Source organism: Pseudidiomarina aestuarii, assembly GCF_048263735.1.
Lineage (GTDB): Bacteria > Pseudomonadota > Gammaproteobacteria > Enterobacterales > Alteromonadaceae > Pseudidiomarina > Pseudidiomarina aestuarii_B.
The window spans coordinates 31601-47829 of the sequence record NZ_JBLXDX010000006.1; the positions used below are offsets into that span (position 1 = coordinate 31601).

The window sequence follows — 16229 nt, forward strand, 5'->3', positions numbered from 1 at the left end:
AATATGATTGTTTGGGAACAGGATGCCCTTCAAGACCGTCAAACCATTTATGCATTTTTATATGAGCATAACCCTGTAGCGGCCGAGCAAGCCGATCAAGTCTTAGTTCAGCGAATTGAAAACCTGGAAACTCATCCAGAAATGGGAGTGAAGCGAGAGGAATTACCGGGTCGTTTACTCATTATCCCAGAAATATCTCTGATTGCCGTCTATTGGTTAAACGGCCAGACCGTTCACATCCTCCGAGTTCTTCATCAGAAACAAGAGTTTCCAAACTCACAAAATTAGGTGCGGGCGCGGCGGGATAGTTTGCGTTCACTGGCAATAAGCAGGTCTTTGTAGCTGCTGCCGACACTTTTGGTGCAGCTTGCGCCACAGGAAATTCGACAACGCTGGTCGCCATCTGTGGTTGGTACCACCAGCTTATTTACCTCGGTTTGCAAGCGGTGTTCCACCAACTCACAGTTTTCCTCCGGACTCATGATAAATACGCCGATTTCATCCAGTCCCAAGTAGCCGATCATGTCGCTCTTGCGCAGTGTCTGTGAAAGCTTGTGGCCAATTCGCCCGACCAGCTCTAGACGCTCGGTTACCGAAGAGTCGCGAGTGAGCTCATCGTAATTGGTGATTTTGATCAGGATGAAGCAACTGTGGATTCCGAACGGATGGAAATAATCCAAGTGGCGCTGTATGCGTTCCTCAAATCCACGTGCGGTAAAAATATCTTGATGCTTACCAATCATAGGTTCTTTATCAACACGAAGCTCAGCTTCCAATAACTTGACGATGCCATCATGCAATCGCTCATTCACTACGCTTGCGGGCCGTGGTTTGCGGTCAAACACACAAAATGCACCGAATCGATGCCCGCTCGGACCATGTACGACCTGTCCAGCGTAGAACCGTAAAAACGGTTCACCCGTGACTAATGGGTTATCACTAAATCGGTCATCCAGTCGAGCATCTTCGACGACCAAACGTGCCGTGGCAGCCATCACGTGCGCACAAAATGACATCGAACGATCAACGCGTTTGGTCTGCAGACCGACTTTCGCTTTAAAATACTGGGTGTCATTATCGATTATAGAGAACACCACTATCGGCATCCCAAACAATCGAGCGGCTAACTGCACAATTTGATCAAATCGACGCTCTGGCTCGCTGCCATAGGCGCTCGATTCGCTGACCAACTTCAATCGTTCTGACTCATACTGTTGATAATAGTCACGCAGCCAAGGAATGACTTCCGTTGCCGGCATTGGCCGACTGAAATGATAACCTTGAAATTCATCACAACCATAACGACTTAGGAAGTCTATCGCCGTCTCGTCCTCAACACCTTCTGCAACAGTAACCATCTCTAAACTGTGCGCTAAATCAATAATCGAACGCACCACTTCGCGTGATTCCGACATCTCACCTACGGACATGACGAACGATTTATCAATCTTAATTTCGGTGAAAGGTAGGCGGACAAGCTGCAACATCGACGAGTACCCGGTCCCAAAATCATCGATAGAGAGATGAAACCCATACAACCGTAAGCGGGTAATCACCTCTAAACCGACACTGCGCTCGGTCATCGCAGATGTTTCGGTAATCTCGAGCACAATCGACGTGGGTTTGACTGCATAACGTTCGCAAAGATCTTGCATGTATTCAGGAAACTCGGCGTCATCAAGCAACAATGCCGACAAGTTCATCGACAACTGCAGGTCACCGAGATCAACAACTCCCGGTATAAGTTGGCTTGATTCCTTACGAAATTCTGTAAACCAAGACAACGCCTGTTCAAAGATATATTGCGTCAGTTGCCCAATATACCCATGCTCTTCGGCCAATTGAATAAAATAGTCAGGCGCAATTTTGCCAAGAACCGGGTGCTCCCAACGCGCCAGCACCTCGAAACCGGTCACGACCTTACTCGATGCGTGGACTCGCGGCTGTAACGCAAAGGACAGCTCATGCTCTTGCATCGCACGCAACAGTTCAGCACTTTCTGGGAGTCGCATTGAGCTATCAATGGCAGGCGATTCGATACGGCTTCGTAATGGATCCGCGTGAATCAGTTCGAGCAATTGTGCCATCCGAAATGGTTTCGTCAATGCCCCGAGTACCTGGATGCCTCGCTCTTGCGCTGCAGTGGCCGCTGTGGCCAAAACGCGATCACTGGCGCCGCTTACTAAGATTAATCGGCAGTGCGGAGCTTCCTCCTGTAATTGCGCCAACACGGTCACACCATCAGCGCCAGGTAGAATCAAATCAAGCACTAATAAATCAGGCTGAAAACTCTCAAGCGTTGCAGAAAAATCAACGGTGGAAGCTAGCGCCATCACTTGATAATCGTGCGATTCCAACAGGCTACGCAAACTCTCACTGATCGCTCTGTCGTCATCGACTACCAGTATTCTTGTGATCATTCGTCATCTCTCTCTAACTGCGGTTGCGCAACTGCTGCAAGTGCATCCAGAATGCTTTGCAATTGAACCGGTTTTAAGATGATGTGATCGACACCATCGGCGAGTAATTGAGTCCGTTCGTGCTCTTCCAAGTAACCCGTCATTAAAATGACTTTGAGATTGCGATTTAATCGCTTCGCAGCGAGCGTTAAATCATGGCCTGATTGACCTTTCATGACTAAGTCAGTGATTAAATAATGCACACGTTCTGCGTTTTGCTCAAGAAATGAATAAGCACTATCTGCTGAGCTGAAGGCTGTTGCAGACCAGCCGCGCGAGTTGAGCAATTGGGTTAACGCCCGCATTAAGGTTGGGTCATCATCAACCACCACGATATCACCGCGAGCTACTGATGCGTCGATAACCACACTAGCACTAGGTTCATAATTGCGGGGGCTAGCTAAGGGAAGCCGAACGATAAACTCTGTACCCGATACATTGGCAGCGTGCGTTTGCGCAGAATCAAAATCAATTTCGCCCTCATGCAACTCCACAATGCGCTTAACTATGGCTAAGCCCAAGCCAATGCCACGGGTATCTTTCGCGACAAAAGGCTCAAACACTTTGCCGCGCAACGCCGCAGCAATACCATCGCCATGGTCACGCACTCGGATCACGGCGCACGACTGATCAGGCGCTCGTTTAAAATACCCCTGTTCAATACTCACTTCGACCGGCCGATTACTTTGAATCCGCTGGTTTGCCTTTAGTGCGTTACTCAGCAAATTCATTATCAACTGTTGTAACTGAGAGCGGTTCCCGAGCACCCATACGTCGGGGTCAGCTCGAAGCAGTCGCACTGAATTCGGTGCTTGCCCCACAGAAACTAAAACCATGGAATCTTGTATCACGCGTGCGATATCGACTGGAACCGCCTCATCATTTTCTTCTCGGGAGAACAATAAAATTTGCTTCACTAACTGCCCGGCGTGGGTAGCGGCCTCTTCAATTTGTTGTAACGTAACGGTTAATTGTTGGCGCTGATGAATATCGTCAATACGTTTCACCCGAGTCTCAAGCAACTCAGCATTCAAGATGATGCCACTGAGCAAATTATTAAAGTCATGCACAACACCGCTGGTCAGAATGCCCAATGAACGGAGTCTTTGGGTTTGCTGAAGTTGCCGGTAAAGATCTTCTATCTCAGTTCTATCGAGGATCATTGCAATACGATAAGCAATATCCCCCTCATCGTTGAGCACTGCGCTGACCGTCACGATAACTGGAACTTCGTGGCCTGCACTGTGGAGCATATTGCCGGAATAGTTGACCGTTTCACCTCGGTTAACACGCTCAACCACATCGATCAGTTTCTTTTGGGTCGGTGGGTCGAGATAATCTTTAACCTTAGTGCCTATTAATTCCTCTTGGGTTCGACCAAGCAAGTTCGCAAAGTAAGGATTGGAACGCATAATGGTCGGGTCAGTTTGCCCCGATAACGCGATGCCAATTTTCGCCTTATCGAAGATCTCTTTCCAAATCTGCAATTCGGTATTCATTGCCTGCTGTTCATCAAAAGCAGTATTAATTGCACCAACAAAGCGTTTAAACGCTGTTTTTAGGGTGGTAACTTCTGATGGCACTAAACGCCCGTGCGGCAGGGCTTGAATATCGATGTGTCTGAGCTCTGCTTGGCGACTTGCCGCATCCATTTCTTCTGCCATAGTCGACAGCGGGCGTACCACTGAACGAGCAATCAGATAAAAGGCTAGAACGCCAAGTGCGGCAATTAGAGCACTCAGCAACGCATTTGCTCGCAAAGCTTGCCGCATGGGTTCGAGCGTTTGCGACGTATCGATGAGCGCGACAAAATACCAATTTGTAGTTGCATCCAGTGCAATCGGCGTTACCGTCATTTGATAGTGTTGCTCGGCAATTTGAATGTCGGTTTGGCCGTCGCTGTTCGTCGTCAAGCATGGCTGCTCGGTCTGCTGGCAAAAGGTGGTGAGCTCCGTATTCGACGCGGTGACCAGTTGCCGATTCTGGTCGAGTAAAATACCCTCTCCCGGAAAAGCCGCGACTAACCTCGCGAGCTCCTGTTGCAGTTGCGTATTGTAGAGGTTTAATGAGATGACGACCTTTTGATTAAACCACTGATCAGGCAAGCGGACGTTCAACGGCAACGCAATGACATTGTAGGCGTAATAGGGGAATGGGTCGTTCCAATACAGGCGAAGTGGTTCTTGAGTTTGTTCAAACCAAGACCGCTGTGCGACTACAAAACCCTCACTACTGACTCTGGTGCGTACCCGCTCATCCTCGCTGTCTAATTCCCAAAAATTTATGGTTTGAGTGGGGTCTTCACTGCGCACTTCCATTAAATCAAAACGCTCGTCATCAAGCCTGACATACCCAAGTAAGGCGTTATCTTCAGTACCAAAAAAAATACCATTGAGACGTGGATTCGAACGAATCACATCTAAAAAATACTCCGCATAAAGACTTTTCCAGTCGCCATCTCTCGGGATTTCATCGAGTTCAAGGAGAGTAAGCGCCAACATACTTTCGTAAGTAGCGGTAAGATCGGCGATTCGGTCAGAGACTTGCCGAGACTGTAAATCAGTGAGTGTTGCCGAATAAGACTGCAGGGCCTCATCATTCTTCTTCAGGCCATAGGTGTATTGAATCCAAATTTCTACTACCAACAGAAAAATCACGGCAACAATAAGCAACCGCGGCAAACTGATACGCATAGATTCAATCGATATCAACATAGGCAACGTGAGGCCTTCACGTAGCAGATAGGTAATTGAAGTATAATTCGAATCTGACTAAATAATAGCCAGCAGCGTGAAAATATTTCTAATCATAATCTGTTAAGCTGTAGGCATCCCTTAACCGGAGTTTGTCCATGTCGTACCAAAAGCCACAACAGTTGAAGAACGCGCAGGGAAAAACTCGTACAGTCGGGTTTGAACTGGAGTTTGCTGGGTTGGACCTAAATCGAACTGTTGAAGTTATGAAGCAGACTTTCGACCTGGACGAGCGGGCGTCAAACACCGCCATGGCTGAACTTCACCATGCCGAGCTTGGTAGTTTTCGCGTAGAAATTGATTGGGGCTACTTACAACGCCATGCTGCAGATGCCAAAGACACTGAATTAGAGTCGCTATGGAGCTCCATCAGTGATGCTGCAACAACCGTGGTGCCCATCGAAATTGTTTGCCCACCGATTGCTATCGATGCACTCGAACAATTAGATACATTGGTGAATACACTCCGCAAAGCAGGAGCTAAAGGCACGCGTGAGTCCATGATGGCAGCCTACGGAACACACATTAATGTTGAATATCCGTCCACAGACGCAATCCATGCCTATTTACAAGCTTTCGGCTTGTTGCAGTGGTGGTTGGTGGAAGCACACCACGTCAATAATACGCGCAAGCTCAGCCCTTACATTGATTTATATCCGGAAGACTATGTCCGCCGTATTATCAAACAAAGTGAACCTGAGCTGGCACAAGTGATTGACGACTACCTCATCGCGAACCCAAGTCGAAATCGAGCGCTGGATATGCTGCCAGCCTTTATGCATTTAGATGAAGAGCGCGTGCGCGCTGCTATTGATGATGACAAGGTGAATGCGCGCCCAACTTTTCATTACCGCCTACCAGATTGCCGCATCGCGACCTCCGATTGGTCGTTGGCCAAAGAGTGGAATCTTTGGTGTGTGGTGGAACGCTTGGCGAATGATGCAGAGAGTCTTGATGAGCTGGCAGAGCAGTTTCTTGATGCCCATCGTCCGTTACTCGGTGTGAACCGCAGTGACTGGGTGAAGGTAATACAAGCATGGCACGACCGAATATAGGTGTGACGGGAGCCGGCAAACGCTGGTCTCCGAGTTGGTGGTGTTTGCGGCTTGCCATTTGGTTAGTCGGTGGACGTCCGGTGCGAATTAGCGTGCGACATCAACCCCCTGCATCCATTGCATTTGCAGCCATGGTGATTAGCGGTGGTAGTGATATTTCCCCAGAACACTATGGTGGTGAGATCACCGCACCGGTGAAACATGATCCCGACCGTGATGAACTGGAAATGCGTTGGATCCGCCACTCCCTAAAAGAACAGATCCCCTTGCTCGGTATTTGCCGTGGTGCTCAGTTGATCAACGTAGTGCGCGGCGGCAATCTACATCAAGATATTCGTGACCTCCGCTCGCTGACATACAATCGCCCGGGCTTGCTGCCCACCAAGCAAGTTTTTGTGACGCCAAACTCACAATTGGCAGAAATTGTCGGCAAAACAAAATTACGGGTAAACAGTCTGCACCATCAGGCGGTGCGTGATACTGGTCGTGGTCTCGCCATCGTCGCAACCGATCTAGATAAAATCCCTCAAGCCATTGAATGCGAGCACGATGAAGCAATTATCGGGGTACAGTGGCATCCAGAATATCTGTTCTATGTGCCAGCTCAGTTACGGCTTTTCCGCTGGCTTGTGCGTTGTGCTCGGCGGGAACTTTAGACTTTACTGCTGGAGCTTGGGTGACTTCAAAATGGCACTCGCTGCAGCGGCAGCCCAAAGAGTGCATGCCTCGACAGAGGGATGATAACCATCGCTGGCTAGATAACGCGGGTGAAACGGAACATCAAAATGCAGTAGTTCACAATGACTGAAATCTTGGCAATGTTGCGCTAATACCCGATTCAGGTCACTCGCTTGTTGGCCGACAAACCAGCGCAGAGGCTGCGGTAAAGCGGTAAATTTATGCATCGGTGGCACAGCAGTAAACAGAATAAGCTTTGCTTGATGCCGCTCGACTAATGTCTGGGTCAATGCTTCCAAATCCCAACGCCACTGCGCAATAGGTGTTCGCCGCGTCACGTCATTGACACCGACGGATACCAATACTGCATCAAACGTCTCCGCTGGATACTGATTCAGTAGTTCGTGAACACCAGCACACGTCAGACTGCTTTGCGCTATCAAGCGCCAGCGAACGGCACCTCGAGACTGCAACTGATGAACGAGCTGCCCTGTTATCGCGTCAGATTGTGTCGCACAACCAACGCCCGCTGCGGCGGAATCACCGAGCACTAGTAAGCTTAGCTCACTGTTTTCGATATCTTTGTGACGCTCGCCTTTCGCTTCAGGCAATCGAACGGTATTACGACGCGCACGATTGCCCTGCCGAATGAGCCAAGGCGCCAGCGGAATCATTGCCAGTTTCGCTAACCAAGTCATACTTGATTAGCCTCTGCGGCAAACAACAACTGCTTGAGATCTGCTAAATTGGAGACTTCAAAGTGCGGCTCAATGCCGACGGGACACGGCAAACCATGATGGTTGAGCCAACAGGTGTGGATACCAGCATTCATGCCGCCTTGGATATCGGAATGCGGATTATCACCCACCATTAAAATACGGTCCCGTGGTGGTTGCTCCATTTGAGCAAACGCATGCTCAAAAATATCAATGTGAGGCTTCGCAATACCGACTTCTTCCGAGATCACTAAGACATCTACCCAAGCATCAAATCCGGTTCGCTCGAGGCGAACGTGTTGCAGTTCAGTAAAACCATTAGTGATGATGCCGATATTCACATGCGGCTTAATAGCATGCACCAGTTCTTTGGCGCCGGGGAGCGGCTCACAAATGTCAGCCATCGTTTGCAAGAACCGACTGTTGAGTTGCTCGGAACTGACCTGTAATCGCTCCGCCCACGCATCGAAACGACGTGTTTGTAATGTGTACGCATCAATAGTCGCAGCTTGATAGGCATCCCACAGCGGCTTGTTCAGCTGCTGATAGGTATCGTAATCCGCGCGCGTGAAATCAACCGCATACCCTTGAAACATTTTGCGTAAACCCGCAAACGCATCAAAGTGAAACAGCGTGTCGTCAGCATCAAAAAGAAGCCAGTCGTAATTCGCAATCATTGCTTTGCCATTTAATGAGTATTCCGCTAGCTTATGAACTTGTTCGCTACTCTACAAGGACTAGTTCATGAAACACTTATTGATTGCTTTAGTGGGTTTGTTTGGCATTAGCAACGCAGCCGCTGAGCCCGCACAACTCTTCACGTTAGATGTGAAATTAACGCATCAAAACGAGCTCTTTGCCGAGCCCTCAATTATGTTGGAAGAAGGGAAAACAGGCGAAATTTCTATTAACGGTACACGCGCTTTTACACTAAAACTTACAGTCGACGAGCAAGCTGATAACACCGTAAAAATCACCTCCGCATTAGACAGTGTGTATGGTGAAATGGCACCAGTCGTGGTTGCGAAGCTGGATGAAACAGCTACCGTCTCAATTGGTGACTTAGCTATTGCTCTGAATGTGAAAAGAGCCAAGCTTTAATGCATATATGGGTCGATGCGGACGCCTGTCCAACGGTTATCAAAGATATTTTGTATCGCGCTGCAGAGCGCAAACAATTGCATCTCACTTTGGTCGCTAACCAACCATTGCGGGTGCCGCCATCGCCTTATATTCATACACTGACGGTCACTAGCGGCTTTGACGTTGCCGACAACGAAATTGTTGAGCGTTGCCAAGCGGGCGATTTGGTCATTACCAGTGATATTCCATTAGCCGCCGATGTTCTGAAAAAGGGCGCTCATGCGCTCAGCCCGCGCGGTGAACGCTATACCAAAGACACCATTGGTGCTCGACTCAACGTCCGCGATTTCATGGATACGATGCGGGCTAGTGGCGTACAAAGCGGCGGTCCCCCACCTTTAAATCAACGTGACAGAATGCAATTCGCCAACCACCTCGACGCACTTCTCGCTCAAGTAAAGAAATCGTAAGTTTTTGATTTATTGCAATTCTTGGTCTTTAATTAAGTTGAATTTAAGACAAGGAGAAAGGTTATGTTACGTTGGGCACTTATCTTTTTAGTCGTAGCACTGATTGCTGGCGTACTCGGATTTGGTGGGATTGCCGGCACGGCTGCCGGCATCGCCAAAATTATCTTTTACATCTTTATTATCTTGTTGCTCATTTCTCTGGTTTCAGGAGCATTGCGAGGCAAAGGGCCTCGAGCTTAGCGGTTAACGATTCACTCGCTGACGGAGCGACTTAAGCTCCTCAGCGAGATTCTCATCTTCACCTGCATCAATAACTTGAACCAGTTGCTGCGCTTCACTTTTGCGGTCAGCCAGCAAGTATAGTGCCGCCAGTCGAGCTTGCGCCCACTCTTTTCCAGGCACGTTGTCCGTCAAGTCTCGTTGTTGATAGTCTTCAAGTGCACGAATGCCGTCGGCCACTCGCTGTTCACTGAACAGCGCCGTGCGTCCTATTTGGTACAAACAATTCAGTTCAATACTTGTTGCTGCTTCACTTTCAATCTCGGTAGTTAAACAGGTATCGAAATGTGCGTAGGCTTGATCAAAGCTTTTCTGCTCTTGAGCAATTAAGCCAGCGCGAAAATGGAAATCAGGATGTTCAGCAAATTCCTCGAGGCCGCGCTGCAATGTCGCCTGGAACTTCGCGTCATCTTCCTCAACTTGCCAATAAGCCAACTCCATTTGTAGTGCCGCTTTACTATCAAACTCACGCATGGCTTCAATGTGTTGCCAAGCCAATTCCATATCACCACCGGCAATGCCTGGTGCGGCCATATAGAAGCTGATCAAACCTTGGCGATATTCCACTGAGGTTGGTTCCAGTTCGACCGCACGTTGAAAACTACTCAGTGATTTCTTGGCATAGCCGAGTGCCGAGAATATGCTGTCAGAGGCTTGCATACCCATAATCGCACCGCGCATAAAATGCGCCTGAGCATGATCGGGATGCTCCTTTACGAAGTCATCGATAAACTCTTCGGCATCATCGAGCCCGCCTGCCATTAACTCATTGAGTGGTGGCAATACTGGTGGAGTGCTGGCAACTGCGGGCAGAGCCAGTATAGTGGCTAATAACAAGACAACTAAACGCATAACGACTATCCATATCTGATCTTGATTGAGAATACAGACCAGCTTAGTTTGTAATTAGTTCTGCAACGAGTGACAAAAGTCACTATTTTGTTAATTAATATGTCGGGTATTTAAATGACGCTGCAACACCATGACTGAGTTCTTGCGTATATTGCTCTGGCGCAGCATAACTGTTATTGCTGTTCTGTTGGGAGTAATTGGTGCTGTGTTGCCGATTATGCCAACGGTACCCTTTTTGCTGGTCGCAGCATGGGCAGGCGGCAAAGGCTGGCCCATCATTGAACAAAAATTATTGGCTCACCCAAAATATGGCCCTCAAATTCTGGAATGGCGACGCTACGGCGTAGTGCGCCGCAAGCCGAAAGTCATTGCTATTGTGATGATGAGTGGTAGCGCCATTATGTTGAGCTTCAGCATGGCTCCGCTGTGGATTAAATTTACGGTAATAGGAGTGATGGCAACGGTTGCTGTGTGGTTAATGACCCGCCCCGAACATGCTCCTGGCAAGTCTGAGTGACACCCAACTGAAGTGGTCATACCGCGATTCTTTTTTAATCTATTTAACTTGTGTCCCTTTTTCAGTAACCTGATTCGATTAATTTGTATTCTTTCGAATAAACCTGAGGTTGACGTATGGCTCGTCCACATTTTGATTGGCAAGACCCGTTTCAGTTCAGCGCAATGCTGACCGAAGAAGAACGTATGATTCGCGACACCGCCCACCAATATTGCCAAGAGCGCTTGCTACCGCGAGTGCTCACCGCGAATCGTGAGGAGCGCTTTGATCGTGAAATCATGAACGAATTAGGCGAGCTGGGGCTACTCGGTGCGACCTTGCCGGAAAAATACGGTTGTTCGGAAGTGAACTACGTTTGCTACGGGCTGGTTGCGCGCGAAGTTGAACGTGTGGACAGCGGCTATCGCAGCGCCATGAGCGTGCAATCTTCACTAGTGATGCACCCTATTCACGAATACGGCACCGAAGAACAACGGCAAAAATATTTACCGAAATTAGCCAGCGGTGAGTGGGTCGGGTGCTTTGGATTGACCGAGCCAGATGCAGGATCAGATCCTGCCGGCATGCGCACGACAGCCAAGAAAGTAGACGGTGGTTATGTGCTCAAAGGCAGCAAAATGTGGATCACCAATTCGCCGATTGCTGATGTATTCGTCGTGTGGGCGAAGCTGGATGGTGAGATCCGCGGTTTCGTCCTAGAAAAAGGCATGAAAGGCTTAAGCGCACCGAAAATTGAAGGCAAGTTTTCACTCCGTGCATCCATTACCGGTGAAATCGTGATGGACAATGTCGAGGTACCAGACACTGCCTTGTTGCCGAATGTATCAGGCTTGAAAGGTCCATTCGGTTGCTTAAACAAAGCACGCTATGGTATTGCTTGGGGTGCACTTGGTGCCGCGGAATTCTGTTGGCATGCCGCACGACAGTACACATTAGATCGACATCAATTCAATCGCCCATTAGCTGCCACGCAATTGGTTCAGAAAAAGCTCGCCGACATGCAAACGGATATCTCGATTGGCTTACTCTCATGCTTGCAGGCTGGCCGTTTGATGGACGCTGGGCAATTACCGCCAGAAACGATTTCACTGATCAAACGAAACTCGTGTGGGAAGGCACTCGACATCGCCCGCATCGCGCGCGACATGCACGGCGGTAATGGTATTGCCGATGAATACCATGTCATTCGTCACGTTATGAACTTAGAGGCGGTGAACACCTACGAGGGAACACATGATGTGCACGCGCTTATTTTAGGTCGTGCACAAACCGGTATCCAAGCTTTTAGTTAAGCTCACAACCAGTTGCCAAGCCAACAAGGAGGCTGATATGGCTGCAGCAATGCACCCATGGCTGGTGGAGTTTATCCAGCGCATAGAACAACAACAATTACCCCATGCGCAAGCGGCGGGAGCCGTACTGACAGACGCGGAGCTCGTTGATTTATTTGATACGCAACTGTCGAGTCGGCTGCTGGATTTGCAGTCGCGCATTATGCAAACGGCCGGCCAGAGCTTTTATACCATTGGCAGCGCTGGTCATGAAGGCAACGCGGCAGTTGCAAAAGCATTACGCGTGACTGACCCGGCGTTTCTGCATTATCGCAGCGGTGCTTTTTTCATTCAGCGAGCGAAACAACGCCCTGGCACAACGCCTTTATACGACATGCTCTTGAGCTTTGCCGCCTCCAGTGATGAGCCCATTGCTGGAGGGCGCCACAAAGTACTCGGCAGCCTCGCACTCAATGTGCCGCCGCAAACCAGTACTATTGCTTCTCATGTGCCTAAAGCGATGGGCACCGCCTTCGCAATTGGGTTGTCGAAACGCTTACAACATCAGGGTACATGGCCGCATGATGCCATTGCCTATGTCAGCTTCGGGGATGCCTCAGCGAATCATTCCACCGCGCTTGGTGCCATTAATTCCGCCAGTTGGGCTGCCTATCAGCAAATTCCAATGCCGCTACTCATGGTCTGTGAAGACAATGGTTTGGGCATTTCGACCCACACACCACAAGGTTGGATCCAGCAACAGCTCAGTCAACGTCCAGCCTTGAAGTACTTCAGTGCGGATGGCAGCAACCTTGCTGAAACCTATCTGGTCGCTCGTGAAGCTGCAGCTTACGTTCGTGAAAAGCGCAAACCTGCCATTCTGCATTTGCGCACGGTACGCCTGTTCGGTCATGCCGGTGCAGATGCGGAGGTGGCATATCGGAGTAAGCAAGAAATAGCGCGGGATAGCGAACGTGACCCACTGCTGCACTCTGCAGCGGCCTTGATTAGTCGCGGACTCTTTAGCACCACTGACTTAGTCACTCATGTGCAACAACAACAAGAGCGCATTGCACGAATTGCTGCGGTTGCCGCACAACAGCCGAAGCTCGAAACGGCTGAACAGGTTATGGCCTCCATTGTGCCGCCAGTGCGCCAGCAAGCACTTCCCGAGCTCCCAACTGAAGACCGTCGGAAGTCATTATTTCAGTGGGACAAGCACAATGTTGGCAAGCCACAGCACTTAGCCAAAATGATCAATTGGGCGTTACATGACTTGATGGCGCAATACTCAAATATTGTGATGTGTGGTGAAGATATCGCCAAGAAAGGCGGTGTTTATCATGTCACGCAACACCTTATGGAAGCCTTTGGACCCAATCGAGTATTAAATACGGTTCTGGATGAGCAAAGCATCTTGGGCTTGGCTATCGGCATGGCGCAACAGGGCTTCATTGCCATGCCAGAAATCCAGTTTCTGGCTTATGTGCATAATGCCGAAGACCAGATCCGTGGTGAAGCGGCAACCTTGTCATTCTTTTCCAACGGTCAGTACACCAACCCGATGGTGATTCGTATTGCTGGACTGGCCTATCAGCGTGGCTTTGGTGGACATTTCCACAACGACAATTCATTTGCTGTATTTCGCGATATACCAGGAATCATTTTGCTGTGCCCATCCAATGCGCGAGAGGGTGCGCTACTCATGCGTCAAGCCGTCGCATTGGCGGCGCGCGAACAGCGTATCGTGATCATGTTAGAGCCCATTGCGCTATATATGACGCGTGATTTACACCAAGAAGGCGACGGTGGTTGGTTGTGTACCTACCCAGATCCAAGCGAAGCCGTGCCTGAACTCGGTGAGCCCAGTGTACATGGCAACGGCAGTGATGTTGCCATGATTAGCTATGGCAACGGCTACTATTTGAGTCGCCAAGCCGCAGCGAAACTAGAGACCAACGGGATCAACACGCGCGTGCTGGATATTCGCTGCTTGGTCCCATTGCACGTCGATAAAATAGTGGCGCAACTCAACGGTGTGAAGAAGATCGTCATCGTTGACGAATGTCGCCGCCGTGGCTCGCTGAGTGAAGAACTGTTCACCGCGCTACATGAGCACTATCCAGGTCGATTTACTATCACACGCGTGAATGCGGAAGACAGCTTTATTCCACTTGGAAAAGCTGCCTATACGGTACTGCCATCGGTCGACCAGATCATGACAGCGGTCACATCCCTACATCAACAAAAAGGAGCCGCATCATGAAGAAAACAGCACTCGTTGTTTGCCCAGGTCGCGGCACCTACAACAAACCAGAATTAGGCTCAATTTCGGCGAATATCGGCGAAGATGACTCAAAAATATCAAACTTTATCAACCAAGTTGACTCCGTTCGTCGTGAGCTTGGGCGTCCTACGGTGAGCGAATTGGATGGCATGGATTTGTATAAAAGCCGAGTCCATCAAGCGCCAGCGAATGCAGCTAGTCTGATTTATGCAGCGGGTTATGCCGACTATTTGGCGATTAATCGCGACCACTATGACGTTGTTGCTATTACCGGCAACTCTATGGGTTGGTATACCGCAATGGCCTGTGCTGACTGCTGGACAGCCGATACCAGCATGCGCTTGGTCAACAGTATGGCTGATTTAACCGCAGGCGGTGCTGGTGCCCAATTTATCTACCCACTGGTCAATCAAGATTGGGTGATAGATCCGACACTACTGGCAAGGGTCAACGAACAGCTCGAGCGCTTTGCGGGTGATCTCGCCATGTCCATTCGTTACGGCGGTTATGCGGTGCTAGCTGGCACTACAGAGGCTTGTGAAGCGGCGATGCAGGCACTGCCGAGCATTGATGACCGTTTCCCGCTGTTGCTGCCCGGACACGCTGCATTTCACACCGCAATGATGAGTGACGCATCACACGAAGCTTTAGCGAGGTGGCCAGCCGCGCTCTTCCGTGCGCCAAACGTACCGATGATTGATGGCCGTGGTCATATTTGGCATCAGCGCGTGACTAATCCTAGCGCACTGCATCAATACACGTTAGGGCATCAAGTCACGCAAACTTATGACTTTAGTAAAGCTATTGAGGTGGGTGTAAAAGAGTTCGCACCCGACCATATTATTTTGCTGGGGCCGGGTAGCGGTTTGGGCGGTGCTGTTGCGCAATCGTTGATTGAAATTGGTTGGCATGGTTTACGCAGTAAAGCGGAGTTTGTCTCGCAGCAAGAGTCTGACAACCCATTTGTGCTGGCTATGGGACTCCCAGAACAGCGTGCTCTGGTGACAAGCTAGCCAGCTCAAATCCGGCTGCGCGGATCGCATTTTTGCCCCGCGCGGTCAGATCAGTCATGTACTGAAACTGCTGTCTCGGGTCAATGGGATAACTCTTCAATTTATAATGCGTTCCCCACGGCTTTTCACTGACCACAACGCTAATCGGTTTTGCTAATTGCACATAAGGGCTGGTCAACGCGACATCTTCTAGTAGATGCTTCACGGCATGAATATCGTGCTCTGGGGCGAGATAGTAGTCGACCACACACATCAGGCTCGGCCCACCATTATTGGCGTTGAAGATTAGTCCAGTCCACAGCTTTTGATGTGGAATGAAAACGACCGTGTCATCGGGAGTCACGATTTCAACCGCTCGCATTCCCACATGTTTCACTTCACCATAGGCGCCGTCCACTTCAATCCAATCACCGGGACGGTATGGCAGCTCGTAAACGGCATTAATGCCTGCCAGCAAGCTACTGACATAATCCTTCATGGCGAAACCAATCGCGATACCTACTGCACTTAAAATCGCAATCATGTTCTGGACGTTGGGTTCGATGACCAGAGGCACAATCCAAACGAGCGCGAAAACAAAAACGACAACCCGAATGGTCGGTATAAAGGCCAGTACCAACAGTCGGCGCTTACCAAACAGATTATCGGCTAACCAAGGCAAAACACGCTGGCTTAACCAGACAATCGCCGTGGCGATAGCAATCACCAAGGCGATCTCGATGATCACATCACTGGTAACCTGCTTGAAGACATCCATGAACTTGTCTTTGTCCATTCCTTTACTCCTCGCCTATGG

Annotated in this window: 16 protein-coding genes; 10 read left to right on the plus strand and 6 right to left on the minus strand. The window is 49.6% G+C overall.

The window, feature by feature from the left end; translation table 11 throughout:
* Positions 1 to 3: 3 nt before the first annotated feature.
* Positions 4 to 288 carry a type II toxin-antitoxin system RelE/ParE family toxin gene (locus ACN0S4_RS11675; protein WP_417657852.1) on the plus strand — a complete coding sequence of 95 codons (285 nt, stop codon included), beginning with the start codon at positions 4 to 6 and terminating at the stop codon, positions 286 to 288.
* On the opposite strand, the gene ACN0S4_RS11680 is transcribed toward ACN0S4_RS11675, so the two are convergent.
* Positions 285 to 2420: an EAL domain-containing protein gene (locus ACN0S4_RS11680; RefSeq protein WP_417657853.1), complete on the minus strand. Its 2136-nt coding sequence runs from the start codon at positions 2418 to 2420 to the stop codon at positions 285 to 287. The genes ACN0S4_RS11675 and ACN0S4_RS11680 overlap by 4 nt on opposite strands.
* Positions 2417 to 5152, minus strand: coding sequence for an ATP-binding protein (locus tag ACN0S4_RS11685; RefSeq protein WP_417657854.1), 2736 nt, complete (start codon positions 5150 to 5152; stop codon positions 2417 to 2419). The genes ACN0S4_RS11680 and ACN0S4_RS11685 overlap by 4 nt, the downstream gene beginning before the upstream one ends.
* A 158-nt stretch (positions 5153 to 5310) precedes the next feature.
* Here ACN0S4_RS11685 and ACN0S4_RS11690 point away from each other — a divergent pair, with 158 nt between their 5' ends.
* Both ACN0S4_RS11690 and ACN0S4_RS11695 read left to right on the plus strand, forming a co-directional pair.
* Positions 5311 to 6267 (plus strand): amidoligase family protein, encoded by a 957-nt coding sequence (locus ACN0S4_RS11690; protein ID WP_417657855.1) that lies wholly within the window; start codon positions 5311 to 5313, stop codon positions 6265 to 6267.
* The gene (locus ACN0S4_RS11695; protein ID WP_417657856.1) at positions 6249 to 6923 is read left to right on the plus strand and encodes a gamma-glutamyl-gamma-aminobutyrate hydrolase family protein; all 675 of its coding nucleotides are present in this window, start codon (positions 6249 to 6251) and stop codon (positions 6921 to 6923) included. The genes ACN0S4_RS11690 and ACN0S4_RS11695 overlap by 19 nt, the downstream gene beginning before the upstream one ends.
* Positions 6924 to 6926: 3 nt before the next feature.
* On the opposite strand, the gene ACN0S4_RS11700 is transcribed toward ACN0S4_RS11695, so the two are convergent.
* The gene (locus ACN0S4_RS11700; RefSeq protein WP_417657857.1) at positions 6927 to 7643 is read right to left on the minus strand and encodes an SGNH/GDSL hydrolase family protein; all 717 of its coding nucleotides are present in this window, start codon (positions 7641 to 7643) and stop codon (positions 6927 to 6929) included.
* Positions 7640 to 8338 carry a pyrimidine 5'-nucleotidase gene (gene yjjG / locus ACN0S4_RS11705; protein WP_417657858.1) on the minus strand — a complete coding sequence of 233 codons (699 nt, stop codon included), beginning with the start codon at positions 8336 to 8338 and terminating at the stop codon, positions 7640 to 7642. Before yjjG ends, ACN0S4_RS11700 begins: the two co-directional genes overlap by 4 nt.
* 67 nt (positions 8339 to 8405) lie before the next feature.
* Here yjjG and ACN0S4_RS11710 point away from each other — a divergent pair, with 67 nt between their 5' ends.
* From ACN0S4_RS11710 to ACN0S4_RS11720, 3 genes are all read left to right on the plus strand, one after another.
* The gene (locus ACN0S4_RS11710) at positions 8406 to 8762 is read left to right on the plus strand and encodes a hypothetical protein (protein ID WP_417657859.1); all 357 of its coding nucleotides are present in this window, start codon (positions 8406 to 8408) and stop codon (positions 8760 to 8762) included.
* Complete coding sequence (locus ACN0S4_RS11715) at positions 8762 to 9214, plus strand: YaiI/YqxD family protein (protein WP_417657860.1); 453 nt, start codon at positions 8762 to 8764, stop codon at positions 9212 to 9214. Before ACN0S4_RS11710 ends, ACN0S4_RS11715 begins: the two co-directional genes overlap by 1 nt.
* A 63-nt stretch (positions 9215 to 9277) precedes the next feature.
* Entirely contained in the window at positions 9278 to 9454 is a 177-nt protein-coding gene (locus ACN0S4_RS11720; RefSeq protein ID WP_417657861.1) for a DUF1328 domain-containing protein, read from the plus strand.
* Between the two features lie 3 nt (positions 9455 to 9457).
* Here ACN0S4_RS11720 and ACN0S4_RS11725 read toward each other — a convergent pair whose 3' ends face one another.
* Positions 9458 to 10345, minus strand: a complete 888-nt coding sequence (locus tag ACN0S4_RS11725; RefSeq protein WP_417657862.1) for a tetratricopeptide repeat protein — start codon at positions 10343 to 10345, stop codon at positions 9458 to 9460.
* Positions 10346 to 10475: 130 nt separating this feature from the next.
* Here ACN0S4_RS11725 and ACN0S4_RS11730 point away from each other — a divergent pair, with 130 nt between their 5' ends.
* The 4 genes from ACN0S4_RS11730 (at position 10476) to ACN0S4_RS11745 (ending at position 15433) form a co-directional block, all read left to right on the plus strand.
* On the plus strand, positions 10476 to 10862 hold the full coding sequence (locus tag ACN0S4_RS11730; protein WP_417657863.1) for a YbaN family protein: 387 nt from the start codon (positions 10476 to 10478) through the stop codon (positions 10860 to 10862).
* Positions 10863 to 10978: 116 nt separating this feature from the next.
* Positions 10979 to 12154 carry an acyl-CoA dehydrogenase gene (locus tag ACN0S4_RS11735; RefSeq protein ID WP_417657864.1) on the plus strand — a complete coding sequence of 392 codons (1176 nt, stop codon included), beginning with the start codon at positions 10979 to 10981 and terminating at the stop codon, positions 12152 to 12154.
* Positions 12155 to 12191: 37 nt separating this feature from the next.
* On the plus strand, positions 12192 to 14399 hold the full coding sequence (locus tag ACN0S4_RS11740) for a thiamine pyrophosphate-dependent enzyme (RefSeq protein WP_417657865.1): 2208 nt from the start codon (positions 12192 to 12194) through the stop codon (positions 14397 to 14399).
* Positions 14396 to 15433: a malonyl CoA-ACP transacylase gene (locus ACN0S4_RS11745; protein ID WP_417657866.1), complete on the plus strand. Its 1038-nt coding sequence runs from the start codon at positions 14396 to 14398 to the stop codon at positions 15431 to 15433. The genes ACN0S4_RS11740 and ACN0S4_RS11745 overlap by 4 nt, the downstream gene beginning before the upstream one ends.
* Here ACN0S4_RS11745 and ACN0S4_RS11750 read toward each other — a convergent pair.
* Positions 15393 to 16208: a mechanosensitive ion channel family protein gene (locus ACN0S4_RS11750; protein WP_417657867.1), complete on the minus strand. Its 816-nt coding sequence runs from the start codon at positions 16206 to 16208 to the stop codon at positions 15393 to 15395. The genes ACN0S4_RS11745 and ACN0S4_RS11750 overlap by 41 nt on opposite strands.
* Between the last annotated feature and the right edge of the window lie 21 nt (positions 16209 to 16229).